The sequence below is a fragment of the Microbacterium galbinum genome (assembly GCF_023091225.1).
GTDB classification, from domain to species: Bacteria; Actinomycetota; Actinomycetes; order Actinomycetales; family Microbacteriaceae; genus Microbacterium; species Microbacterium galbinum.
The window spans coordinates 1915382-1939003 of the sequence record NZ_JAHWXM010000001.1 but is presented as its reverse complement, the minus strand read 5'-3'; the positions used below and the strand labels follow the sequence as shown (position 1 = coordinate 1939003).

The window sequence follows — 23622 nt, the reverse complement described above, 5'->3', positions numbered from 1 at the left end:
CGCTGCGTCACCCGCCGTCCACTCATCCGCCGAGTCTACTTTTGGTCGGCTCCGCGGGTCGTGGGAACGCGCCTCAGCGGCGCGTGCGGGTCGACCACAGAGCCAGTGCGACCAGCGCCGGCTGGAAGAAAAGTCGCACGAAGCGCTTCATGTCGGTGTCGAGACCGAAGCCGTCGCGCTGGTGCATCCACTGCGAGACGTTGCCGGGGAACACCGCGATGAAGAACAGTGCGGCGATCGTGCCGACCCGACGGCGTCGTTTGCGGGCCAGCAGCAGCGCCGAGCCGAGACCGACCTCGACGACGCCCGAGGCGAGCACGGTGACGTCGGGGTCGAGCGGCAGCGATTCGGGTACCTGGGCTTGGAACTCGCGGCGGGCGAACGTCAGGTGCGAGACGCCGGCGAAGACGAGGGAGGATCCGAGGAAGATGCGGCCGATCGTGCGCGCGGTTGTCGACATGAGGCGAGTGTACGCGCGTCAGATCAGACGGCGCAGGGCCGCTTCGAGCGAGATGCCCTGCGCCTCGGCGCGGTCGCGCAGGCGGGCGTGCTCATCGCCGGTGAGGCTCAGGCGCAGCTCGATCGGGTCGGCCGAGGGAGTGTCGAAGTCGTCGAACAGCGACGACGTCTCGGCCCAGAGCGGGGCATCCGAGGGGGCGGTCGTGACCGGAGCGGATGCCGCAGACGGGGCGTGCTGCGCAGATGCCGCGACCGGGGCGGAGGCCGCGACGGCGGCGCCGGCGCCGGACGCGAGCGTGAACCCGGGGCCGCGGCGCGGTTCCTGCTTCGCCTGATAGGCCTTCGCCGCGGCATTCGCCCGCTCGTCGGCGGCCTCGTTCAGCCGGTCGCCGGCATGCCCCTTGACCCACGAGAATTCGACGTCGCGCCCGCGGATCGCCTCGTCGATGCCCTCGAGGATGTCGCGGTTGAGCACGGGGCCGCCGTCGGACTTGCGCCAGCCCTTGCGCTTCCAGCCCGGCATCCACTTCGTCACCGAGTCGATCACGTACCGGCTGTCGCAGCGGATGAGCAGCTTCTCGTCGGTGCCGGCCGTCGCGCGCAGCAGTTCGAGCACCGCCTGCAGTTCGCCCTGGTTGTTGGTGCCGTGGGGAGACCCGCCCGCCGCCCAGTTGTCGTCGTCGATGTACCAGGCCCAGCCGTTGGGGCCGGGGTTGCCCAGAGCGGAGCCGTCTGCGGCGGCGGTGATCGTCATCCCTCCACCGTAGCCCGGGCCGCCGACGTCGCCGGCGGGGCGCGTCTCACGAACGTGAGGGGTCACAACACGCCGCAGCGGATGCCGGTGGCGCGGCGTGTTTTGACCCTCACGAGGAAAGAGGGCGCGTCAGCGCAGGGTGCGGCGCATCCGGATCTCGCGGCGACCGTCGGGGAGCAGGTCGCCGGGTTCGTCGAGGGGTGTGAAACCCGCGCGCTCGTAGGCGCGGTGCGCCGACGGGTTGTCGGGCATGACCGAGAGATCGAGGACGGATGCCCCGGCCTCCGTCGCCCAATCGACGATGCGATCGATCAGATCGGCGGCGAGTCCCGTGCCGCGCGCCGACGGAGCGACCCACATCGAGATCAGTTCGGTGCGGGAGGGGTCGTCGGCCACCGGCATGCCGGTGATCATTCCGACGACGTGCTCGCCGTCGACCGCGAGCAGGTCGTGCGCCCCGGGAACCGACAGCCGCTCCCGCCACCGCGACTCGGGCGCCTCGATCCAGTCGGTGAGCTGCGAGCCGAAGGCGGCGGGCGATTCGCGCAGAGCTTCGAGGCGCGCGGCGCGCCACAGCATCCATTCGTCGGCCGTCACGCGGCGGACCTCGATGCCGTCGGATGCGGGGGAGGTCATGTCAGTCCTCGTCCGGTTCGCGATTCTCGGTCGACACCGCGGATGGCGCCGGGGGCGCGACGGGGAACACGATCGACCCGAGCTCGGCGCCGAGGCCGATCGACAGCGGGTCGACGGCGGGCGTGGTGGCGAGCGCGTCGACGCCGTCACGTTCGAGTGGCTCGGACGGAAGCCCGGCCCACTGGTTCTCTTCTTCTTCCGGGCGGTGCTGGAACAGTCCCATTCGCCCATTGTCTCTCCGTCGCGGCCGGGCGGCGCTGATTCACACCGGATCCACGGGGCGCGCGGGCGGGGCCGAGGCGCGAGGGGTCGGGACATGCCGTGTCTCAGGCATCGCGAGCGGCGTGTGGCGACCACTCGCGGCGAGAACGGGCCTCAGGCCGAGGCGAACGGGCGTCAGGCCGAGGCGGCGCGCACGGCATCGACCAGGTCGCGCCAGGGCCCGGCGACGGCGCCATCGGGGAGCTCGCGTTCGAGGTGCTCTGTGGGGGTGCGCGCGCGGATGCTCCAGACGAAGCGGTCGGCGCCGGCGGAGCTCTCGGGCTCGGCGCTCCACGGGCAGCGTTCGATGAGCGCGATCCACGGTTCGGCGTCGGGAGAGTCGGATGCCGCGATCTCCACGCGCCATCGTCGGCTGATCCCCGCGATCCCGCCCGTGCGCACCACGGCGATGACCACCCCGGGGTCGGATGACCGCCCGCCGTCGCCCGAGGATTCGGGCGCAGCCGACGGCTCGGCGTCAGTCGGCTGCGGGGACTCGCTCATCCTCATAGACTCCCACGCTCGTCCAGGCGCGTCGAGCGGCTGTCGCGGTGGCCTCATCGACCTCGGATGCGGCCGCGACCGTCGCGTCGGCGAAGGCCGTGAACGTCGCCGTGCTCGACAGTCCTCCGGTGAGCGCACGGTACCAGACGGTGCCGGCGGTCTCCCACGCGTTGCCGCCGAGGTCGGTGGCGAAGAGGGCGAAGGCGCGGTTGGGGATGCCGGAGTTGATGTGCACGCCGCCGTTGTCTTCGGTCGTGCGCACGAAGCCGCTCATGTGGTCGGGCTGCGGGTCCTTGCCGAGCTCGTCGTCGTCGTAGGCCGTTCCGGGCGCGATCATCGAGCGCAGCGCCACGCCTTCCACCGCCTCGGTGAAGATCTCGGCGCCGATGAGCCAGGTGGCGTCGGCGGCGCTCTGCCCCTGCGCGTACTGCTCGGTCAGCGCACCGAACACATCGGCGATCGATTCGTTGAGCGCACCGGGTTGCCCCTGGTACTCGAGGTTCGCGGTGTGCTGCACGACCCCGTGGGCGAGTTCGTGGCCGATCACCGTGAGCGATCCGGTGAAGCCGCGGAACACCTCGCCGTCGCCGTCGCCGAACACCATGCGCTCGCCGTCCCAGAAGGCGTTGTCGTAGTCGACGCCGTAGTGCACCGTCGCGTCGAGAGGTGCGCCGGCATCGTCGAGCGAGTTGCGGCCGAACGCCGAGAGCAGCAGTTCGAAGGTCGCCCCGAGCCCGTCGTAGGCCTCGTTGACCGGCGCATCGGCGACGGGCGGGTCGTCTTCGGAGCGCACGACCGCGCCCGGAAGGTCTTGCGTGTTCGCCGCGTCGCTGATCGTGCGGTTCGGGGCATCCGACAGCTGCGCGACCAGGTCGCCGTTCTCGTCGATCGAGAGGTCGATGCGGGCGCGGAACGGCGGCCGGCCCGCGGTGAGGGTCTGCCGCGCGGCGGCGGCCGCACGCGGGAACCGCCCCGATGCAGCCAGCCGGGCGAGCAGATAAGACGGGACGACTCCGTGGCTTTCGATCTGTGCGCTCATGCAGCGACCCTACGCCGGGTCTCCGACACTGCGGCAGAGTCTCGCGCCCGTCACGCCGGTTCGATGCTCATCACCGTCGTGCGCAGTACCCCGCCGTCGAGCGGCACCTCGTAGCGCACCGGCATGCCGGGGTGGGCGGGCGAGAACCAGTACGTCTCCACCGGGGCATCCGGGCCGTCGGACGTGTCGTAGCGCGTGCACTCGACGCGGCCGAGGGGGATGTCGATCGCCTCGGTCGTGACGGTGGTGTGGTCGGCGGGGAACGCCGCGTGGTGCTGCAGATCGGTCCAGGTGACCCGGCTCGTCACGACGTCGGCGGGGTTCTCGGCGAACCAGGCCCGGAGCGTGGCGCCCTCGGCATCCGTCTGCTCGAATCGGTTGAACCGCTCGTGCTGAGATCCGTCGGGTGACTCGACGAACAGGCGGATGGTCTTGCCGGCGCCGGTCGCCTCGCGGATCTCGTCGGCCGTGAACGGCGTCGGCAGCAGGCCGGGGCCGAGGACATGCGCATCAGTGGGCATGCAGACATTGTGCCCCCGTCGGGTGGCTCGGGTCGAGGGCTGCTCCCGTCCGCAGGGCACGCCCGGGTTTCTCGCGTAAAATCGGCACAATGACCGATGCGCCCCGCGACGACCTCAGCGATTCCGGCGACCTCGGCCCCGGCATCGATCCCGACGATCTCGCCACGACCCTGCGCGTGCTGAGCGAGCTGCACGAGATCGACAACGAGCACCCCGACTTCGTGGCCGTGCGCCACGCGACCGCCGCGATGTTCAAGGCCGTCAAGCGCGTGCGCCGCAAGGAGATCCGCGACGCTATCGCCGAGGCCGACAAGGCCGTCGTCGCCCGCACGGCGACCGGTGCACCGGACCGCATCGACGACGAGACGCGCGGCAACGACCTCGCCACGAGCGTCGTCGACGCCCCCATCGCCGGCGAGCTGCTCAAGCCCCGCAACTGCTACATCTGCAAGCAGCCGTACACGTTGGTCGACGCGTTCTATCACCAGCTGTGCCCGGACTGCGCCCGCTTCAGCCACGGCAAGCGCAACGCCCGCACCGACCTCACGGGCAAGCGCGCACTGCTCACGGGCGGCCGCGCGAAGATCGGCATGCACATCGCGCTCCGGCTGCTGCGCGACGGCGCGCACACCACGATCACCACGCGCTTCCCGCGCGATGCCGTGCGCCGGTTCACCGCGCTGCCCGACTCCGCCGACTGGCTGCACCGCCTGCGCGTGGTCGGCATCGACCTGCGCGACCCCGCCCAGGTGATCGGCCTCGCCGACTCCGTCGCCGCGCAGGGGCCCCTCGACATCCTCATCAACAACGCCGCGCAGACCGTGCGCCGCTCGCCGGGTTCGTACTCGCTGCTGGCGGATGCCGAACTCCACCCGCTTCCCGACGGCCCGCTCCCCGAGATGGAGACCTTCGGGCACACCGCCGATCCGCACCCGCAGGCGCTGCAGGCATCCGTCGATGCCCACCCGCTGCTGTCGGTCGCGGCCCTCGGCGGAACCGTCGCCGAGCAGGGCGGCCAGGCGCTGACCGCCGAGGACCTCGCCCGCGTCGCGATGGCGCCCGGTTCGTCGTCGCTCGAGAAGCATGCCGACGGCACCGCGATCGACGCCGGCGGACTCGTGCCCGACGTCAACACCGTCAACAGCTGGGTGCAGTCGGTCGACCAGGTCGATCCGCTCGAGATGCTCGAGGTGCAGCTCGCCAACACGACCGCGCCGTTCCTGCTCATCAGCCGCCTGCGCGCGTCGATGGCGGCGTCGTCGGCGCACCGCAAGTACGTGGTGAACGTGTCGGCGATGGAGGGGCAGTTCTCGCGCCGGTACAAGGGTCCGGGGCATCCGCACACCAACATGGCCAAGGCCGCGCTCAACATGCTCACGCGCACCAGTGCGGGCGAGATGCTCGAGAAGGACGGCATCCTGATGACCGCCGTCGACACCGGCTGGATCACCGACGAGCGCCCGCACTACACGAAGGTGCGCCTGGCGGAGGAGGGCTTCCACGCCCCGCTCGACCTGGTCGACGGCGCCGCCCGCGTGTACGACCCGATCGTGCGTGGCGAGGCCGGCGACGACATCCACGGCGTCTTCCTGAAGGACTACGAGCCCAGCCCCTGGTGAGTCGCGCGCCGAGATCCGTCGCCGAGAAGTGCGGATACTCTGGCGCAGCGGATGCCGCTGGACGGGCGGATGCCGTCGTCAGCGGCGTACGAGGTTGGCGGATGCCCAGGTGCCGAGGTCGTCGAGGATCGGCAGCAGTCCCTCGCCGCCGGGTGTGAGTGCGTAGGAGACGGTGACCGGAGGGCCGGCGTCGACCGTGCGAGCCACGAGACCCGCGTCGGCGAGTTCGGCGAGGCGGTCGGAGAGCACGGTGTCGCTGATGCCCGCGACCGCGCGGCGCAGGGCGACGAACGTGGAGGGGCCGCCGCCGAGCGACGACACGATCATGCCGTTCCAGCGTTTTCCGAGCACGCTGAAGGCGAGTGTGACGGCGGCGTCGCACCGGTGCAGATCGTGCTCGATCTCGGCCATGCCCTCATTCTAGCGTGCTACGTTAACCGATGTCGCTAAGAAAAACCGAGCGACTACGAAAACGAGAGGTTTCATCCATGTCCCTGTTCCGCCTCGATGCGAGCATCCTTCCCGCGTCGTCCGCCAGCCGGTCGCTCGCCGACCTCGTCGAAGCCGAGTGGACCGCGTCGCACCCCGACTCCCGCGTCACCCGGCGCGACCTCGCCGCCGACCCCGTGCCCGCGACCGCGTGGGCGGATGCCGTCACCGGCGGCTTCGTCGACGAGGCTCAGCGCACCCCCGGACAGGTCGAGGCCCGCGCCCTCGCGACCTCGTTCGCCGACGAGCTGATCGGCGCCGACGCGCTGCTCTTCGCGGTGCCGCTGTACAACTACGGCGTCTCGCAGCACTTCAAGACGTGGTTCGACGTGGCCTACACCGACCCGCGCATCGACCCGACCGGCACCGCGCTGCGCGGCAAGCCTGCCACCCTCGTCACGGTGCTCGGCGGCAACTACGCTCCCGGCACCCCCAAGGAGGGCTGGGACCACTCGACCGGCTGGCTGCGTCGCGTGCTCGAAGACGTGTGGGGCCTCGACCTGCGCGTCGTGGAGCGTCCGTTCACGCTCGTCGGTGTGAATCCCGCGCTCGACGCTTTCGCCGACACCGCGCGTGAGCTCAAGGAGAACGCCGAGACGGATGCCCGCACCTACGGGCGCGAGATCGCGGCGCTGCGCGGCAACGTCGCCTGAACTCAGGCGGGGCGGGGCGGCCGCGCGCTCGTCTGCACGGAGATGTCACGTCTGCACGGAGCATCCGGTGGTTTCGTCGTGCACGTGTGATCGATCCGTGCAGATGAGACGGCGGGAGGCGCGGTACCTGGCGCCCTGAGCTCGTCGAAGGGCCCGCCGTGTTGTGCACGTGCAGGGAGGATGCACACGTGCAGGGAGGACCGGGGGGATTCTCCCTGCACGGGTGCATCGCACCTGCAGGTGCGTGTTCAGCAGCCGGGGGCGGTGGGTTGTTCGGTGCAGGTGTGGGCGACGAGGGCGGTGTGGGCTTCGTAGATCCGGATCTGCTGGGTGGGTCCGGGGATGGTGAGGGTGCCGGTGAGGGGGATCCACCCGGTGCCGAGGTCGATCTCGGCGGTGTAGTGGATGGTGACGGTGGTGTCGTAGGTGCCGCGGTCGGTGTAGGTGTGACTGGTCGCGGTGGGGGTGAACTGGGGCTGGCCGAGGGCGTCCCAGGTGGCGCCGGGAGTGGTGGTGTGGGCGGTGGTGCCGTCGCCGTAGGCGAAGTCGTAGCCGACCGGGGTGAATCGGGCGGTGAGCGGTGCGCCGAAGAGGGTGCCGGTGCGGGTGTGCACGGATGCGGTCGTGACGAAGTTCGTGGGGAGCCCGGCGATTCCGACGTTGAAGGGGTCGGCGGTCGGGGTCGCGGTCGCCGGGGTGAGGGTGACGAGGTCGCTGATGGAGATCGTGGGGGCGGCGGGGGCGGATGCCGGGGCCGGAGCCGAGGGTTCGGTGCGGCGCCGGGGCTCGAGGCAGACGCGTGCGCGGCCGGCGTCGGCACGGCAGCGTTCCAGCTCACTCGGGCCGGTGTCGACCGGGGCGCCCGAGGTTCCCGGAGTGCCGGAGCTGGAGGGGGACCAGGAGGAAGACGGGGAGCCGGGGGACTGGGATTGCGTGCCGGTTACGGTGATCGATGAGCCGTCGTTTGATACCCCGCACCCGCCAGAGACGATCGACCCTTGCGAACATCCCGCACTTGCTGAAGCCATCAGGGGGAGTGAGATCGCGATGGTCAGAGACGCGATCAGCCTTCGCATACCGTCCCCGTGCCTACCTCATAATTTGAGATCAACAATGACGAGCTTGATCCGACAAACGTGACGACGATGCTGTAGATGTCGCTTCGTTCGGCTGGGGTGACATCTTCTCCGACAGCGTCGATCACGCGCGCCGACGTGATGTCTAGACATGCGATGCCAGTCACGGTTGCTTGCACGGCGTCGATGGTCGTCTCGTCTCCGACAAAGCTACGAACGACCGTGTCTCCTTCGATGTGCAAGCCAGACGCTTCGAGTGCACGGCTGTTCTCGAGTTCAGACTCGAGAATCGTGCCGGTGAGGTAATCGTGCGAGTCGGCGCTGGCATCGCCTCCATGCTCTGCATTGACGGCTTCTATGTACTCCCGATACACCTCCTCCGCCGCGGCGAACGCCTCTTCCTCGCTGGCGAACGCCGGCGTCGGGGTGGGCGTGGGTTCCGGGGCGGGTGCGCAGCCGCTGAGGGCGGCGGCGGCCACGGCGAGTGCGAGGGTGGCAGCGGGGTATCGAGTCGACATCACCGCCACAAAGTAGCCCGAATCTGAGCGCACCCGCGGGAGTTATCCACAGGTCGCCGTTGGGCATCACTGGGTGGGACCCTTCGACAGGCTCAGGGACCCAGTTCCGGTGGGGTGGGACCCTTCGACGGGCTCAGGGACCCAGTTCCGGTGGGGCGGGCCCTTCGTCTCGCTGCGCTCGCTCAGGGACCGGCGGGCCGGGGCAGCCACACCGTCACGATGAGGCCGCCGTCGGGGCGCGGGGTGAGCACGAGACTCCCGTCGTGGGCCTGGGCGATCCGCTCGGCGATCGCGAGGCCGAGACCGACTCCGACGTGGTCGTCGCCGCGGGCGCGCTCGGCACCCCGCTGGAACGGTTCGACGAGCACCTCCGCGCGATCGGCCGAAACGATCGCCCCGGTGTTCTCGACCACGACCGCGAGCCCCGCGGGGAGGTCATGGGTGCGCACGGCGACGCGTCCGTCGAAGTCGAGGTTGTGCACGATCGCGTTGTGCACGAGGTTCGTCACCAGTTGTTGCAGCAGCGCCGCGGACCCCGAGACGACCGCGGGAACCCCACCGACCTCGACCGTGACCCCGCGGCGGTCGGCTGACGGCAGCAGGGCCTCGACCGCCTCTTCCGACACGAGCGACAGGTCGACGGGTTCGTGCGTGAACGATCGCCGGTCGGCACGGCTCAGCAGCAGCAGCGCCTCGGTCAGTTCGATCGCCCGGACGTTGACCTCGTCCAGCCGCGAGATCAGGGCGTCGACGTCACGATCGGGATCGGTGCGGGCGACTTCGAGCAGCGTCTGCGAGATCGCCAGAGGGGTGCGCAGTTCGTGCGAGGCGTTCGCGGCGAACCGGCGCTCCTCCTCGACATGGGCCTCGATCCGTTCGAGCATCGCGTCGAACACGTCGGCCAGGTCGCGGAACTCATCGGCCGGACCCTCCAACCGCACCCGATGCGACAGCGACCCCTGGGCGGCGAGCTGAGCGGCGGCGCCGATGCGCGACAGCGGCGCGAGCATCCGTCCGGCCAGCAGCCATCCGCCGGCGAGCCCGACGGCGATCAATCCGATCATCGCCCAGGTCGCGAACGGGGTGAACGCGCGGATCAGGTCGGAGCGATTCGGCACGAAGAATCCCGCATCGATGTTCTGATCCGGCACGTACCGCAGCAGCCACAACCACACGACCGCCAGCAGCACGAAACCCGCCAGCGCGACGACCCCGGCGTAGCTGATCGCGAGTCGCAGACGTGCGCTCATCCCGCGATGTCTAAGCATCGGCATCCGCCCCAGCATCCGCCGCCGCACCCCCGGCATCCGTCACCGCACCCCCGGCATCCGCCGCCGCATCCGTCGCGATCCGATACCCGACGCCCGGCACCGTCACGATCACCCAGGGTTCCCCGAGCCGCTTGCGCAGCGATGACACGGTGATGCGCACGGCGTTGGTGAAGGGGTCGGCGTTCTCGTCCCAGGCGCGCTCCAGCAGCTCCTCGGCGCTCACCACCCCGCCCGCCGCGTCGACGAGCACCTCGAGCACCGCGAACTGCTTGCGGGTGAGGGCGACGTACCGCTCGTCGCGGAAGACCTCGCGGCGGAACGGGTCGAGCCGCAGCCCCGCGACCTCGAGCACCGGCGGCCGGGCGCGCTCGCGGCGCCGCCCCAGCGCACGCAGGCGCAGCACGAGTTCGCGCAGTTCGAAGGGCTTCGTGAGGTAGTCGTCGGCGCCGAGCTCGAACCCCGAGGCCTTGTCGTCGAGGCGGTCGGCGGCGGTGAGCATGATGATCGGGATGCCGCTGCCCGACGCGACGATCGCGCGGGCGATGTCGTCGCCCGACGGGCCGGGGATGTCGCGGTCGAGCACCGCGATGTCGTAGGAGTTGATGTCGAGCAGCTCCAACGCGACGTGCCCGTCGCCCGCGATGTCGGCGGCGATCGCCTCGAGCCGCAGCCCGTCGCGGACGGCCTCGGCGAGGTAGGGCTCGTCCTCGACGATCAGCACACGCATGGCTGCGATCCTACGCACCCGCGCATATCGGGAGCATATGCAGAACCGCATACGCCACGGCAACAGCCCGGCGACTCCACTGGGGTTATGAACAGCACCACCTCCACCACCCGCCGAGCGCGGCGGATCGTCTGGTCGGCGATCGCACTGATCGTCGCCGTCATCGCCGCCTTCGCTGTGCAGCAGTCGCTCGCCGCAGCGGATGCCGTGCTCTCGCACAGCTTCACCGCCGGCCCCGGGCCCGACGCCTCCACCGACGACAGCGCCGCAGAGACCTCGACGGGTGCCGCCTCGATCCCGCCGGGAGGATCGGTGCTCGCCCCGAGCGACGCCGACGGTGTGATCCGCGACGGCGACCAGCCGACGGTCTTCGACACCGACCGCGTGGCCGTCGGCAACCTCGACCCGGCGCTGCTCGACGCGCTGCAGCGCGCGGCATCCGACGCCGACGTCCCCTTCCTCGTCAACAGCGGCTGGCGCTCGGCGGCCCTGCAGCAGCACATGCTTGACCAGGCCGTGATCAGTTACGGCTCGGCCGAGGAGGCGGCGCGCTGGGTCGCGACGCCCGAGACCTCGCTGCACGTGTCGGGCGAGGCTGTCGACCTCGGCGGTCTTCCGACCCTCGACTGGCTCGCCCAGCACGGCGCCGGTTACGGACTCTGCCAGATCTACGCGAACGAGTCGTGGCACTACGAACTCCGGCCGGATGCCGTCACTCAGGGCTGCCCCGAGATGTACGCCGACCCGACCGAAGACCCGCGGATGCAGCGATGAGCGCCGTCATCGAGGGGGTCGCGCTCTCGCGGCTGCACGCACCGACGCTCACCGCCCTGCCGACAGCCGTCGACGCGAACGTCGCGCGGGTGCGCGCCTCGACGGGCGCCGCCGTCATGGCGGTCGTCAAGGCCGACGGCTACGGCCTCGGGGCCGTGCCGGTCGCGCGCGCTGCGGTCACCGCCGGGGCGACCTGGCTGGGAGTGACGGATGCCGCCGACGCCGTCGAGCTGCGTGAGGCCGGGCTCACGGAGCCGATCCTGGCGTGGCTGAATCCCTCGGGCGTCGATGCGCGGCTCGCGCACGCGCATCGCGTCGACATCGCGGTGGGATCGGTCGAGGAGCTGCGACAGCTGGCCGCGGATGCCGCCGCTCCCGTGCGCGTGCACCTGCACCTCGACACCGGGATGGCCCGCGGCGGATGCCCGGTCGAGGACTGGGCCGAACTGCTGCGGGTCGCACGGTCGGCGCGCGGACGGATCGAGGTCACCGGTGTCATGGGCCACCTGCCGCGGGCCGACGCCGGCGACCCGTGCGCGAACGCGGCGGCGGTGCAGCGGTTGCGTCAGGGGAGGGATGCCGTGCTGCGCGCCGGCTTCGGGCCGCTGACCGTGCACCTCGCCGCGACCGCCGGGGCGCTCACCGACCCCGCCACTCATTTCGACCTCGTGCGGATCGGAGCCGGCCTCGTGGGGATCGATCCCTCCGAGACCACGGCGCTCGCCGGGGCCGCACGGTGGACGGCATCCGTCGTGCACAGCGCGCGTGTGCCGGCCGGAACCGCGGTCGGCTACGGCGGCGACCACATCGTCGAGCGCTCGACGCATCTGAGTGTGATCGGCGTCGGATACGCCGACGGGGTGCCCCGCGAGCTGTCGCCGGCGGCGGGCGTCGCGATCGACGGTGCGCGGCATCCGATCGTCGGACGGGTGTCGATGGATCAGATCGTCGTCGACACGGGAGATACCGCGGTTCCGCGCGGTGCGGAGGCGGTGCTGCTCGGGCCGGAGGGCGGTGCGGTGCCGTCGCTGCAGGACTGGGCGCGCTGGGCCGGAACGATCCCGCACACCATCCTCACGGGCATCGGCCCCCGCGTGCAGAGGAGCATCGCATGACCGTGCACGTGCTGGTGGTCGGGGGAGGGCAGAATGCCGAGCACGACGTGTCGCTCGCCTCGGCGGCCGCGGTCGCGGCGGCCCTTCGGATGGGGGACCACACGGTGACCTGCGTCACGATCGACCGTGGGGGGATCTGGCGGGCCGACGGCATCCGGGCGGGAGCGTCGGCGGCGGAGTCGCTGGCGCTCGCGATGCCGCTGATCGCGCAAGCCGATGTCGTGTTCCCGGCGGTGCACGGAGCGCCGGGCGAGGACGGCGCGCTCGCGGCGCTCTGCGCGCTCGCCGGAGTACGCGTGGTCGGCTCGGGGGTAGGCGCCGGCGCGCTCGGGATGGACAAGTGGGCGACGAAGCTGGTGGCGGATGCCGTCGGCATCCGGACGGCGCGGGGACGCGTGATCTCGGCCGAGGACATCGGCGACGTGGAGTTCGAGGGTGCCGTCGTCGTCAAGCCGGTCTCGGCCGGATCGAGTCACGGGGTGGCGCTCGTTCGCGAGGAGGCCGAACTGCTTCCGGCGCTGCGCGCGGCGGCGCGACTCGACCGGCGCATCCTCGTGGAGGAGGTCGTGCGCGGACGCGAGATCGACGTCGCCGTGCTGTGCGAGGCGGGCGGCATCCGTTGGGCGGCACCGCCGCTCGAGATCCACGCCGAGGGGCTGTTCGACACGGCGACGAAGTACGACGGAACCGCGCGCTTCACGGTGCCGGCGCAGCTCGCGTCCGACGAGTCGGCGGACCTCAGGCGAGCCGCGCTGGCGATGTTCGACGCCCTCGGATGCGGGGGCCTGGCCCGCATGGACTTCTTCCTCACCGACGACGGGCCGGTGCTCAACGAGGTCAACACCATGCCCGGGCTCACCGCCGCCTCGCAGGCGCCGCGCATGTTCGCCGCCGCCGGGGTGGCGTATCCCGACCTGGTGGCGCGGCTCGTGAAGGGGGCTCGGGTGCCGCGCTGACCGTTCCCGCCGCGGGCCGGCTAGAGCCGATCGACCGCCGTGACCGTCACGATCGCTTCCCCGGCCTCATCGGATGCCGCGAGGTCGACCGTCGCCGAGATGCCCCAGTCGTGGTCGCCGGCCGGATCATCGAAGATCTGGCGCGCCGTCCACGTCGTCTCGCCGGGGGTCAGGATGAGCAGCGCGGAACTGCGGGCATCCGCCCCGGTGAGGATCTGGTCGTGCTCGGCGAAGTAGCCGTCGAGGGCGTCGTTCCAGGCATCCGCTCCGAAGGCGGGATCGAGTTCGGCGAGGGCGTCGACGTCTTCACGCGCGGCGAGCTGCACCCGGCGGAACAGCTCGTTGCGCACGAGGGTGCGGAACGCGCGCACGTTGCTCGTGAGGCGCTTCGGTGCGGGCGGCACGATCTCGTCGGGGGAATCGACGCGTCCGTTGTCGATGCCGGCGCGCAGCTCTTCCCACTCGTCGAGCAGGCTCGAGTCGACCTGGCGCACGAGTTCGCCCAGCCACTCGATCAGGTCGCGGAGGTCTTCGGTCTTGAGCTCTTCGGGGATGGTCTGGGATGCCGCGCGATAGGCATCCGACAGGTAGCGCAGCACCACGCCCTCCGAGCGGGCGATCTTGTAGAAGGCGACATATTCCCCGAACGACATGGCGCGCTCGTACATGTCGCGCACGACCGACTTGGGGTGCAGTTCGAAGTCGCGGATCCACGGCTGCGCGGCGCTGAAGGTCTCGAACGCGGTGGTCAGCAGCTCGTCGAGCGGCTTCGGGTAGGTGACCTGCTCGAGCAGCTCCATGCGCTCGTCGTACTCGACGCCCTCGGACTTCATCGCCGCGACCGCCTCGCCGCGAGCCTGGAACTCCTGCTGGCTCAGCACGGCGCGCGGATCGTCGAGCGTGGACTCGACGATCGAGATCATGTCGAGGGCGTAGCTGGGGGACTCGTCGCCCAAGAGCTCGAACGCCGCGAGGGCGAACGGAGACAGCGGCTGGTTGAGGGCGAAGTTCGGCTGCAGATCGACCGTGAGCCGGATCTCCCCGGCATCCGTCTGCTCCACCACTCCCGATTCGAGCAGGGTGCGGTAGATGCCGATCGCCCGCAGGGCGAGTTCGCGCTGGCGGGCGCGCGGCTCGTGATTGTCGTATACCAGCGCGCGCATATTGCCGAACACGTCGCCCCCGCGGCCGATGACGTTCAGCATCATCGCGCTGGTGATCTGCATGTGCGAGGTGAGCGTCTCGGGTGTCGCATCGATGAGCTTGCGGAACGAGGGCTCGCCCCACGACACGAAGCCGTCGGGCGCCTTCTTGCGGATGATCTTGCGCTTCTTCTTCGGGTCGTCACCCGCCTTGCGGATGGCGGCGAGGTTCTCGCTCTCGTGCTCCGGCGCCTGCGCGACCACGGTGCCCGCGGTGTCGTAGCCCGCACGACCCGCGCGGCCGGCGATCTGATGGAACTCGCGGGCGTTGAGCTGCCGCATCCTCGTGCCGTCGAACTTGGTCAGCGCGGTGAGCAGCACCGTGCGGATCGGCACGTTGATCCCGACGCCGAGCGTGTCGGTTCCGCAGATCACGCGCAGCAGACCGCGCTGCGCGAGCTGCTCGACGAGACGACGGTACTTGGGCAGCATCCCCGCGTGGTGAACGCCGATCCCCGCCCGCAGGAAGCGCGAGAGCGTCTTGCCGAACGCCGTCGTGAAGCGGAACGCACCGATCAGATCCGCGATCGCGTCGCGCTGCTCGCGGGTGGCGACCTTCGTGCTCGACAGCGCCTGTGCCCGCTCCATCGCCGCGGCCTGCGAGAAGTGCACGATGTACACCGGCGCCTGGTTCGTGTTCAGCAGTTCCTCGATCGTCTCGTGGATCGGGGTCTGCTCGTAGAAGAAGTGCAGGGGCACCGGGCGCTCGACACCGGTCACCGTCGCCGTGTCGCGGCCCGTGCGGCGGGTCAGGTCGGACGCGAGCGCGGTCACGTCACCGAGCGTGGCCGACATCAGGATGAACTGCGCCTGCGGCAGCTCGAGCAGCGGCACCTGCCAGGCCCATCCGCGGTCGGGGTCGCCGTAGAAGTGGAACTCGTCCATCACGACCTGGCCGACCTCGGCGTCCGTCCCCTGCCGCAGCGACAGGTTCGCGAGGATCTCGGCGGTGCAGCAGATGATCGGAGCATCCGCGTTGACCGAGGAATCACCCGTGACCATGCCGACGTTCTCGGCGCCGAACACCTCGACCAGTGCGAAGAACTTCTCGCTCACCAGGGCTTTGATCGGTGCGGTGTAGTAACTGCGGCGTCCGTCGAGCAGGGCGGCGAAGTGCGCGCCGATCGCGACGAGCGACTTCCCGGTGCCGGTCGGGGTCGACAGGATCAGGTTGTTGCCCGACACGATCTCGATGATCGCCTCGTCCTGCGCGGGGTAGAGGGTCAGGCCGGTCGACTCGGCCCATTCGACGAACGCCGTGTAGACGGCATCCGCATCGGATCCGTCGGGAAGGGTGGCCGGGTCGAGAAGGGATGCCATGGTGCTTCGATCATCCCATCCGGCGCGGGCGGTCGATGCCTCAGACCGAGGTCGCGGCGCGCAGCGCGATGCGGATCATGTCGCCGAAGGTCTGCTCGCGCTCCTGCGCCGTGGTCTCCTCGCCCGTGACGATGTGGTCGGAGACCGTGCAGATCGCGAGCGCGCGGCGGCCGTGGAAGGCGGCGAGCGTGTAGAGGCCCGCGGCCTCCATCTCGACGCCGAGGATGCCGTGCTTCACGAAGGGCTCCGTGAGCTCGGGACGCGTGCTGTAGAACTGGTCGCTCGAGAACAGCTGGCCCACGTGCACGGCCGAATCGAGTTCTTCGCTCTCGCTCGCCTCGACCGCCGCGCGCAGCAGGGCGAAGTCGGCGACGGGGGCGTAGTCGAGTCCGTGGAAGCGCACCCGGTTGATGCCCGAGTCGGTGCTCGCGGCGTTCGCGATGATGATGTCGCGCACCTTGAGCTTCTCGGTCAGCGCACCGCACGAGCCCACGCGCACGATCGTCTGCACGTCGTACGAGTCGAACAGCTCATTCGCGTAGATCGCCATCGAGGGCTGGCCCATGCCCGAACCCTGCACCGAGACGCGGTGGCCCTGCCAGGTACCGGTGAAACCGAGCATCCCGCGGGTCTCGGAGTAGAGCTCGGGGTCATCCAGGAAGGTCTCGGCGATCCACTTGGCCCGCAGCGGGTCGCCGGGGAAGAGGACGATGGGGGCGATCTGACCGGGCTCCGCCGCGATGTGGGTGCTCATTCCTCCAGCGTAATCAGAGGGCGCGGAAGCGCGGCATCGGATCAGCCGGCTCGCCGCACCATCTCGCCGATCCAGATCGGGGCGAACGGAGAGGTGCAGCCGGGTGCCGTCGGGTAGTCGGCGAGCACCTGCAGGCGGTCGCCGATCGCGAGGGCGCGCTCGCGCAGATCCGGATGATGGATGCCGATCTGCGCGAGCGTCTCGTTCATCGACCATTGCGGCCGTGCCGGGGCATCCTTCATCTGCGCCTCGATCAGATCGAGCAGACGGTCGAGGTCGAGGCCGTCGGGGTCCTTGACGACCCGCACCGAGGTGAGCGACCAGGCCGCCGCAGCGACCGTCGGATCGGCGTCGTCGAACCAGCGCAGGCGCATCTCCTCGGCGAGCGGGCTCTTCTTGGCGACGTAGTTCACGAACCAGTCGTTGACCTTCGGCGGATCGGTCTCGCGCAGCATGGCGTCGAGTTCGTCGGCGCTGAAGTCCTTCGGGCGGCAGACGAGGAGAGCGAGCAGACGGGCGGGCGTCTCGCCCGTCGCCCACAGCTCCTGCGCGAGCGGGTGGTCGATCTTGATGGTCTTCGCCAGCGCGCGCAGGCGGCTCAGGTTCATGCCGTGGTCGTCGCCGCGCTTCTCGTTGGCCGCGCGCATCTTCGGATCTTCGAGGGCGGCGAGTTCGGCGAGCGCCCGGTCGAGGGTGACGTCGCTCATGGGACCAGAGTAGGCCGCGCGGCGGACATTCCGACGTCCGGATGCCGCCGCCGGATCACTCGTCGTCGACGAGCTCGCCGCGGATACGGCGGAGATCCTCCATGAGCGATCCGATGAGGATCCAGTGCTGGCTCGACGGCGGCCGGATCACGAGCGGCGCGGTGAGGGCCGGGATGGCGGAGGTCAGCGTCTCGGGTTCGGGGGCGACATCGGCGATCTGCACGGCGAGGCGCACGTCGTGCCCGGCTCGTCGAAGTTGCTCGGCGATGGCGATCACCGCGGGTTCCTCGCCGATCGAGTCGTCGTAGTGGTCGGCGTAGGCGCGGGTCATCCCGATCACCTGGGTGACGATCGGCGACAGCCGTTCGAGCAGCGCGCGCATCTCCCGCAGATCCGCTCGGTGCGTGGATCTGCGGGGATTGAGGGTGAGCGATTCCTCGCCCGCCGCGATCGCGGCATCCGCGGCATCCTTCATCGGGCGCAGCAGGCGGGCCTCGAGCATCAGCTCCTGCATCCGTGCCGGAGGTTGCGGGTTCGGGAGAGCGTCGGCCAGCCGGTCGAGGCTCGCCGCGAGCTCGGCACCGAGCAGGCCGAGGTGGTGACGCGCGGGGGCCACGAGCACGGGCGGCACGATCAGGGCGTTCACGACGATGCCGATCGCGACGCCGATGAGCGTCTCGATGATGCGGGCGAACGCGTACTCGGGGCTCGACGAGCCGAGGGCGAGCACGAGCATGGCCGAGATCGCGACCTGGTTGCCGGTGCCGGGGGAGGCGCGGAAGATCCACGCCACGAGCATCGCGACGACGATCGCGAGCAGAACGATCCAGCTCGGCGAGCCGAGGAGCAGACCCAAGCCCATCGCGATCACGACGCCCGCGATCACGCCGATGCTGCGCTCGAGGGCCTTCGAGAGCGACTGGTTGACGCTCGGCTGCACGACGAGGAGGGCGGCGATCGCGGCGAACACGGGCAACTGCGAGGGGAAGACCCATCCGGCGATGAGCCAGGAGGCGATGGTCGCCGCTGCGGATTTCACGACCTGCAGCAGCGGGGATCGCTGGCTGGCGCGGATCGCGGCGGGAATGCGCATGTCCCCACGGTAGTCCCGGAGTGCCGCTTCTCGGGGTGTGCGCGGGAACGGGTGGATGCTTCGACCAATTGCTGATATACCGGCGTAACCAGTTAGTGGTTCGATGTACCCATGGACCAGGGACAACGGCTGCGCGGCGAGACCGTCGCGGTCTGGGCCACGGTCGTCTGCTTCGTGCTCGGCACCTCCGCCGGCTTCCTGCTGCTGGGCCCCGAGCCTCGGATGCTCATCGGCTCCGGCTCCCTGGCGCTTCCCGCCGCCTCCGCCGCCGGTGTCATCGCCGGCGGCGCCTTCGTCGTGAGCACCCTCCGGCATCGCCGGAACGAGACCGCGCCGATGCCGCGCTGGCAGCGCATCATCACCGATATTTCGGCGATCGCCCTCACCGTCGCCTTCGCCGGTGTCGCGGGGATGGGTGTGCTCCTCGGCACCCAGGTGCTGGCGATCGGGCTGCAGGGCCTCGAGCTGACGCTCGTCGGCGGCGCCCTCGTCACCGGGTTCGCCGCGGCCGTGGGCGGACGCTTCGCCTTCGCCGCGGGCATCGGGCTGCGCACGGCCGACCTGTCGAGCATCCTGTTCGGCTATCTGGTGATCGGCACCCTCTTCGCGATGGTGACCGCCGCCGACCCCCGGTGGTGGGAGATCAACTTCTCGCAGCTCGGCATGGGCGACGACGCCTGGGCGTTCAACGGCACCCTGGTCGTCGCCGGTGCGCTGGTCGGCACGGTCGGCGCGTACATCGGCCGCGACCTGCACCGCATCCTCGGAGACCCGGCGCTCGGACGCATCGCGGTCACCTCGGGACTGTGGATCGTCACCGGGTTCGCGCTCGCCGGGGTGGGCCTGCTGCCGCTGCACCGGTTCCCCGACGCGCACAACATCGTGGCGCCCATCACGCTCCTGTTCTTCGCGGCGTCGATGACCGTGACGGCGATCGTCGTGCCCGGGGCGCCGCGCGCACTGAGCATCACCACGATCGGGGTGGGGGCCCTGGTCACGGTCGCGTTCGTGCTGTTCGCGGTGTTCGGTCTCATCACGATGACCGCGCTCGAGGCGATGGCCGTCGGTCTCGGGCTGCTCTGGATGACGACCCTCGTGCGCGTGCTCGCGATCCTCTCGCCCGACGTGCCGCGTCCGTCGGCGCGCGCGCACCTGCTGCACGCCTAGGCGTCCGCAGCATCCGCCGGCGGACGAACGATGTCAACCCCATCGCCGTGCCGCCGCCGAGCCCCCTGAATGGGAGAAGACCCACAAGGAGGCAACACATGGTGCAGATCATCGAGACCATCGACGTCGACGTTCCCGTGCGGACGGCGTACAACCAGTGGACGCAGTTCGAGAGCTTTCCGAAGTTCCTCGACGAGGTCGAGTCCATCACCCAGCGCGATGACACGCACACGCGGTGGAAGGTGAAGGTCGGCGGCGCGGAGCGCGAGTTCGACGCCGAGATCACCGAGCAGCACCCCGACGAGCGCGTCGCCTGGAACAGCATCGGCGGCGACACCGAGCACGCGGGCGTGGTCACCTTCCACAAGCTCACCGACATCTCGACGCGCGTCACCGTGCAGATCGACTGGGAGCCCGAGGGCATGATCGAGAAGGTCGGCGCCCTGCTCGGCGTCGGTACGCACGCCGTCAAGAAGGATCTCGAGAACTTCAAGCGCTTCATCGAGAGCCGCGGCGTCGAGACCGGCGAGTGGCGGGGCGACGTCGACGCCTGACGTACGCGGGCTCGATCGCCGAGCCACCCCTCTGCAGTCCAGCCACCCCCTTCTGCCCCGTGCAGGAGGGGGTGGCTGGCGCATAAGGGGGTGGGTCGGCCGAAGATAGGGAATCCGTCCGATGTCGTGAGGGGGCCTCAGAGCGTTGTCTAGGGATATCGACAACGAGGAGGCGTCATGTACGAGCAGACCTATTCGCACCAGGTGGTCACTGCATTCGAGCAGCAGCAGCGGGAGCGGGCGATCGAACGGCGCCGGTCGATCCGCGAGCACGCCGACCAGATCGTGCCGCGCCCGGTGGGCGTGATCGGGCGGATGCTGGGGCATCGGGCGAGCGCACTTCCTGTCGTGCGTGGCCGGCGTCGGGTGCCCGCCCCGCAGGGCTCGACGACGGATGCAGCACCCGTACGCAGCCGCGCCGCCGGTGTGCCGCGCGAGCCGGTCGCGGCCCGGTGAATCCGGTCGTCGCACTGCGCCGAGACCGGCCCGGCGCCGGTGATCGGGCGAGCCCGGCGGATGTCGGAGGGGAGTGGCACGATGAAGGCATGTCCTCCTTCGCGCCGAGCTCCGCGATGGTCGGGCGCGAAGCCGAGATCGGCCTCGTGCGCCGGCTCTTCGAGGGTGCGGCCGACGGGGTCCCGGTCGGTGTGCTGATCGACGGCGAGGCCGGTATCGGCAAGTCGCGGCTGCTGCGCGAGTTCGCGACCGAGGTCTCGACGCGCGCCGACGTGCACGTGGGCTGGTGCCTCGATCTCGGCGCGGCCCGCACCGCCTACGGGCCGCTCACGGCGATCCTGCGCTCGATCGTGGGGCACCTGGGCGCCGAACGCGTGCGCGAGGCCGTCGGCGTCGGTGCCGAGGCCCTCGGCATGCTGTTGCCCGAACTCGTCGACGAGCCCGCCGACCGGGCGCGTACGAGCCCCGACCGCCTGCGCGACGCGATCGCCACGCTCATCGAGACCGCGGCCGAGGTGGCCCCGCAGGTGCTCGTGATCGAAGACCTGCACTGGGCCGACGAGTCGACGCTCGCGCTCCTCTCCTTCCTGCTGCGCACCCTCGCGCGGGGCCGGGTGCTCCTGCTGCTCAGCTGCCGCAGCGACGACGTGCGCCGGGGCGATGCCGTGAGCCGGTTCATCGTCGAGGCGACGCGGTCCCGCCTGATCGAACGGGTGACTCTGCCGCGGCTCGACGGCGACGCCGTGCGCGCCCTGGCCGAGCAGCTCACCGGTCGCTCGGTCTCCGACGGTGCTCTCGCCCGCATGCAGGAGCGCGCCGAGGGAGTGCCGTTCTTCGTCGAGGAGATCGCCGACTGCACGACGGGTCCGCTGCCCGACGGTCTGCGCGACGTGCTCCTCACCCGCTTCGATCGCCTCGGCGACGACGCGCAGCGGGTGGTGCAGGTCGCCTCGGGAGCCGAGCGCCCCCTCTCGCACCCGCTGCTGTCGACGCTGGCGGGGCTGCCCGAGGATCGGCTCGACGAGGCGATCCGCGAGGCGGCGCGCGGCGGCATCCTGGTGATCGATTCCGACCTCTACCGGTTCCGGCATGCGCTGCTGCGCGAGGCCGTGCACGACGACCTCCTGCCCGGTGAGCGGTCTCGGCTGCACCGCGCCTACGCCGAGGCGCTCGAGGCGCAGCGCGACGGAACCGACGGCGTCGACACCGCCTCGCTCGCGCACCATTGGCACCTCGCGCAGGACGAACCGCGCGCGCTCCTCGCCTCGATCGACGCGATGCGCGATGCGAAGGGGCGCTTCGCGTTCGCGGCCGCCGCGCGCTTCGGCGAGCTCGCGCTCGAGATCTGGCCGAGCGTGCCCGACGCCGCGACCGTCGCCGGACTCTCGCACGTCGACCTGTTGCAGACGCTCGGATCGGTGCTCCGCAACGCCGGTGACGGCGAACGCGCACTCGCCGTGATCAGCGCCGCACTCGACGAGATCGACCCCGAGACCGTCGCGCCGAGGCTCCATGCCCGTCTGCTGCGCGACAAGGCGCAGTACCTCGCCAACCTCGGCCGCCCCGGCGCGATCCCGCTCACCGAGCAGGCACTCGACCTCGCGGCGCGGGTCGGCGACGATGCACTGCACGCCACCGTTCTCAATCAGCTCGCCAGCCGCTACATGGTCGCGGGGCGACTGCGCGATGCGCTCCGCGTCGCCGACGAGGCCGAGCAGATCGCGAGCCGTGCGGGCGACCGCGATCAGATGTCGATCGCGGCGAACGTGCACGGTGTCTCACTCGCACACCTGGGCGACATCACGGGCGGCATCCTGGAGTTCGACCGCGCGCGTGACCTCGCCCGCAGCTCCAACGCCGACCTGCGCTACCGCGTCAACTACTCCGATGCCCTCACCCTGCTCGGTCGCTACGGCGAGGCGGTGCTCATCGCCGAAGAAGGCCTCGCCCTCGCGCGATCTCTCGGTGTCGGTCGCAGCTCGGGCTCGATCATGATGCAGAACATGTCGGTCGCGCTGTTCGAGCGCGGCGAGATCGAGCGGGTCGACGAGATGATGTCGCGCGATCACCGGCAGGGAGCGCTGCGGGTCTTCCGCATGTACTCGAGCATGACGCGGGTGCGCGCACTCGCCTGGCGCGGGCGGTCGACCGAGGCCGCCGACATGCTGCGCGAGTGGCGCCCGGCCTTCGTCGAGACCGGGCAGACCGAGCGGCAGATCTGGTACGACCTCATCACGATGACCGTCGCCGTGGCCGAGAGCGCGGGCGACCTGCGCGGTGCGCTCGCCGAGATCGTCGTGATGCTCGACGACGACGGCCCCGTACTGCTGCACCAGAGGCGACTGCTGCTGCAGGCGGCGGCGATCATCGCCGAGCTGCGCGCCGAGGGCGACGACACCGCTGCGGTGTCGGAACGGGTGGCGGATGCCTGGGCGGCGCAGCCCGCTCAGCTGCTCGGCGACTCGTGGTCGCCGATCGTCGAAGCGCTGCTGTCGCCGTCCGACCCCGCGTTGCAGCGAGCGATCGACGTGGCCGAGGGAGACGACGTGCCCGTCGTGTTCCGCGTCATCACTCGTCTCGAGCGAGCGCGACTGCTGCTGCGCACGGGCGATCGAACGGCGGCGGGGATGCTGCTGGCCGAAGCCGCGACGATCGCGCGGACGCTCGGCCACGCCCGCCTCACGACCACGGTCACGACGTTCGCGCACGCGGCGGGGCTCTCGCTCGATCCGGTGCGCGGTGACAGCGCGGCGACGGCATCCGCTCCCGATCCCGACGCGCTCACCGCCCGCGAACGGCAGGTGCTCGACCTCCTGGCCGAGGGGCTGAGCAACCGCCAGATCGGCGAGCAGCTCTTCATCAGCGTCAAGACGGTGAGCGTGCACGTCTCGGCCGTGCTGCGCAAGCTCGGTGTCAGCAGCCGCACCGAGGCGGCCATCGCGGCGGGTGCGCGCATGCCCGCCCAGGTGAACTCCCGACCGGGCGTGATACGGTGAC

The 23622-nt window shown here is 70.6% G+C and carries 25 protein-coding genes; 9 read left to right on the top strand and 16 right to left on the bottom strand.

The features are described 5' to 3' along the window. Positions 1–73: 73 nt before the first annotated feature. From KZC52_RS09270 to KZC52_RS09240, 7 genes are all read right to left on the bottom strand, one after another. On the bottom strand, positions 74–460 hold the full coding sequence (locus KZC52_RS09270; RefSeq protein ID WP_247623757.1) for a DoxX family protein: 387 nt from the start codon (positions 458–460) through the stop codon (positions 74–76). A gap of 18 nt (positions 461–478) precedes the next feature. Then, positions 479–1213 carry a ribonuclease H family protein gene (locus tag KZC52_RS09265; protein ID WP_247623756.1) on the bottom strand — a complete coding sequence of 245 codons (735 nt, stop codon included), beginning with the start codon at positions 1211–1213 and terminating at the stop codon, positions 479–481. A gap of 129 nt (positions 1214–1342) precedes the next feature. Then, positions 1343–1849: a GNAT family N-acetyltransferase gene (locus KZC52_RS09260; RefSeq protein ID WP_247623755.1), complete on the bottom strand. Its 507-nt coding sequence runs from the start codon at positions 1847–1849 to the stop codon at positions 1343–1345. Between the two features lies 1 nt (position 1850). After that, positions 1851–2072: a hypothetical protein gene (locus tag KZC52_RS09255; protein WP_247623754.1), complete on the bottom strand. Its 222-nt coding sequence runs from the start codon at positions 2070–2072 to the stop codon at positions 1851–1853. A gap of 173 nt (positions 2073–2245) precedes the next feature. After that, the gene (locus KZC52_RS09250; RefSeq protein WP_247623753.1) at positions 2246–2614 is read right to left on the bottom strand and encodes a protealysin inhibitor emfourin; all 369 of its coding nucleotides are present in this window, start codon (positions 2612–2614) and stop codon (positions 2246–2248) included. Continuing rightward, positions 2589–3653, bottom strand: coding sequence for a M4 family metallopeptidase (locus KZC52_RS09245; RefSeq protein ID WP_247623752.1), 1065 nt, complete (start codon positions 3651–3653; stop codon positions 2589–2591). Before KZC52_RS09245 ends, KZC52_RS09250 begins: the two co-directional genes overlap by 26 nt. Positions 3654–3703: 50 nt before the next feature. Then, a complete protein-coding gene (locus tag KZC52_RS09240; protein ID WP_247623751.1) occupies positions 3704–4174 on the bottom strand; it encodes a hypothetical protein in 471 nt (156 codons plus the stop codon). A gap of 89 nt (positions 4175–4263) precedes the next feature. Between KZC52_RS09240 and KZC52_RS09235 the strand changes: the two genes are divergently transcribed. Then, positions 4264–5793 carry an SDR family NAD(P)-dependent oxidoreductase gene (locus KZC52_RS09235; RefSeq protein ID WP_247623750.1) on the top strand — a complete coding sequence of 510 codons (1530 nt, stop codon included), beginning with the start codon at positions 4264–4266 and terminating at the stop codon, positions 5791–5793. 78 nt (positions 5794–5871) lie between these two features. Here KZC52_RS09235 and KZC52_RS09230 read toward each other — a convergent pair whose 3' ends face one another. Beyond that, a complete protein-coding gene (locus KZC52_RS09230) occupies positions 5872–6204 on the bottom strand; it encodes a winged helix-turn-helix transcriptional regulator (RefSeq protein ID WP_247623749.1) in 333 nt (110 codons plus the stop codon). A 77-nt stretch (positions 6205–6281) separates the two neighbouring features. Between KZC52_RS09230 and KZC52_RS09225 the strand changes: the two genes are divergently transcribed. After that, a complete protein-coding gene (locus KZC52_RS09225) occupies positions 6282–6935 on the top strand; it encodes an FMN-dependent NADH-azoreductase (protein WP_247623748.1) in 654 nt (217 codons plus the stop codon). 248 nt (positions 6936–7183) lie between these two features. Here the strand turns inward: KZC52_RS09225 and KZC52_RS09220 are convergent, their stop codons facing one another. The 4 genes from KZC52_RS09220 to KZC52_RS09205 all read right to left on the bottom strand — a co-directional run bounded on the left by KZC52_RS09220 (position 7184) and on the right by KZC52_RS09205 (position 10527). After that, positions 7184–7963 (bottom strand): hypothetical protein, encoded by a 780-nt coding sequence (locus KZC52_RS09220; protein ID WP_247623747.1) that lies wholly within the window; start codon positions 7961–7963, stop codon positions 7184–7186. Positions 7964–7998: 35 nt separating this feature from the next. Beyond that, complete coding sequence (locus KZC52_RS09215) at positions 7999–8490, bottom strand: hypothetical protein (protein ID WP_247623746.1); 492 nt, start codon at positions 8488–8490, stop codon at positions 7999–8001. A 221-nt stretch (positions 8491–8711) separates the two neighbouring features. After that, a complete protein-coding gene (locus KZC52_RS09210; RefSeq protein WP_281731249.1) occupies positions 8712–9779 on the bottom strand; it encodes a sensor histidine kinase in 1068 nt (355 codons plus the stop codon). Positions 9780–9789: 10 nt separating this feature from the next. Then, a complete protein-coding gene (locus tag KZC52_RS09205) occupies positions 9790–10527 on the bottom strand; it encodes a response regulator transcription factor (protein WP_247623744.1) in 738 nt (245 codons plus the stop codon). An 87-nt stretch (positions 10528–10614) separates the two neighbouring features. Here KZC52_RS09205 and KZC52_RS09200 point away from each other — a divergent pair, with 87 nt between their 5' ends. The 3 genes from KZC52_RS09200 to KZC52_RS09190 are packed head-to-tail and all read left to right on the top strand — an operon-like array spanning position 10615 to position 13372. After that, entirely contained in the window at positions 10615–11301 is a 687-nt protein-coding gene (locus KZC52_RS09200; RefSeq protein WP_247623743.1) for a M15 family metallopeptidase, read from the top strand. After that, positions 11298–12416, top strand: a complete 1119-nt coding sequence (alr, locus tag KZC52_RS09195) for an alanine racemase (RefSeq protein ID WP_247623742.1) — start codon at positions 11298–11300, stop codon at positions 12414–12416. Before KZC52_RS09200 ends, alr begins: the two co-directional genes overlap by 4 nt. Next, positions 12413–13372, top strand: a complete 960-nt coding sequence (locus tag KZC52_RS09190; RefSeq protein ID WP_247623741.1) for a D-alanine--D-alanine ligase family protein — start codon at positions 12413–12415, stop codon at positions 13370–13372. Before alr ends, KZC52_RS09190 begins: the two co-directional genes overlap by 4 nt. A gap of 20 nt (positions 13373–13392) precedes the next feature. Here the strand turns inward: KZC52_RS09190 and KZC52_RS09185 are convergent, their stop codons facing one another. From KZC52_RS09185 to KZC52_RS09170, 4 genes are read right to left on the bottom strand one after another with little or no spacing between them, the layout of a single operon-like run. After that, positions 13393–15894, bottom strand: a complete 2502-nt coding sequence (locus KZC52_RS09185) for a DEAD/DEAH box helicase (protein ID WP_247623740.1) — start codon at positions 15892–15894, stop codon at positions 13393–13395. Between the two features lie 40 nt (positions 15895–15934). Beyond that, positions 15935–16648, bottom strand: a complete 714-nt coding sequence (deoD, locus tag KZC52_RS09180; RefSeq protein WP_247623739.1) for a purine-nucleoside phosphorylase — start codon at positions 16646–16648, stop codon at positions 15935–15937. A gap of 41 nt (positions 16649–16689) precedes the next feature. Further along, positions 16690–17355, bottom strand: coding sequence for a DNA alkylation repair protein (locus KZC52_RS09175; protein ID WP_247623738.1), 666 nt, complete (start codon positions 17353–17355; stop codon positions 16690–16692). Between the two features lie 55 nt (positions 17356–17410). After that, entirely contained in the window at positions 17411–18448 is a 1038-nt protein-coding gene (locus KZC52_RS09170; RefSeq protein WP_247623737.1) for an FUSC family protein, read from the bottom strand. A gap of 111 nt (positions 18449–18559) precedes the next feature. Between KZC52_RS09170 and KZC52_RS09165 the strand changes: the two genes are divergently transcribed. The 4 genes from KZC52_RS09165 to KZC52_RS09150 all read left to right on the top strand — a co-directional run bounded on the left by KZC52_RS09165 (position 18560) and on the right by KZC52_RS09150 (position 23621). Further along, positions 18560–19615, top strand: coding sequence for a DUF998 domain-containing protein (locus KZC52_RS09165; RefSeq protein WP_247623736.1), 1056 nt, complete (start codon positions 18560–18562; stop codon positions 19613–19615). A gap of 98 nt (positions 19616–19713) precedes the next feature. Next, positions 19714–20169, top strand: coding sequence for an SRPBCC family protein (locus KZC52_RS09160; protein ID WP_247623735.1), 456 nt, complete (start codon positions 19714–19716; stop codon positions 20167–20169). A gap of 177 nt (positions 20170–20346) precedes the next feature. Beyond that, the gene (locus KZC52_RS09155) at positions 20347–20625 is read left to right on the top strand and encodes a hypothetical protein (RefSeq protein WP_247623734.1); all 279 of its coding nucleotides are present in this window, start codon (positions 20347–20349) and stop codon (positions 20623–20625) included. Positions 20626–20714: 89 nt separating this feature from the next. Next, complete coding sequence (locus KZC52_RS09150; protein WP_247623733.1) at positions 20715–23621, top strand: helix-turn-helix transcriptional regulator; 2907 nt, start codon at positions 20715–20717, stop codon at positions 23619–23621. The last annotated feature ends 1 nt before the right edge of the window (position 23622 follow it).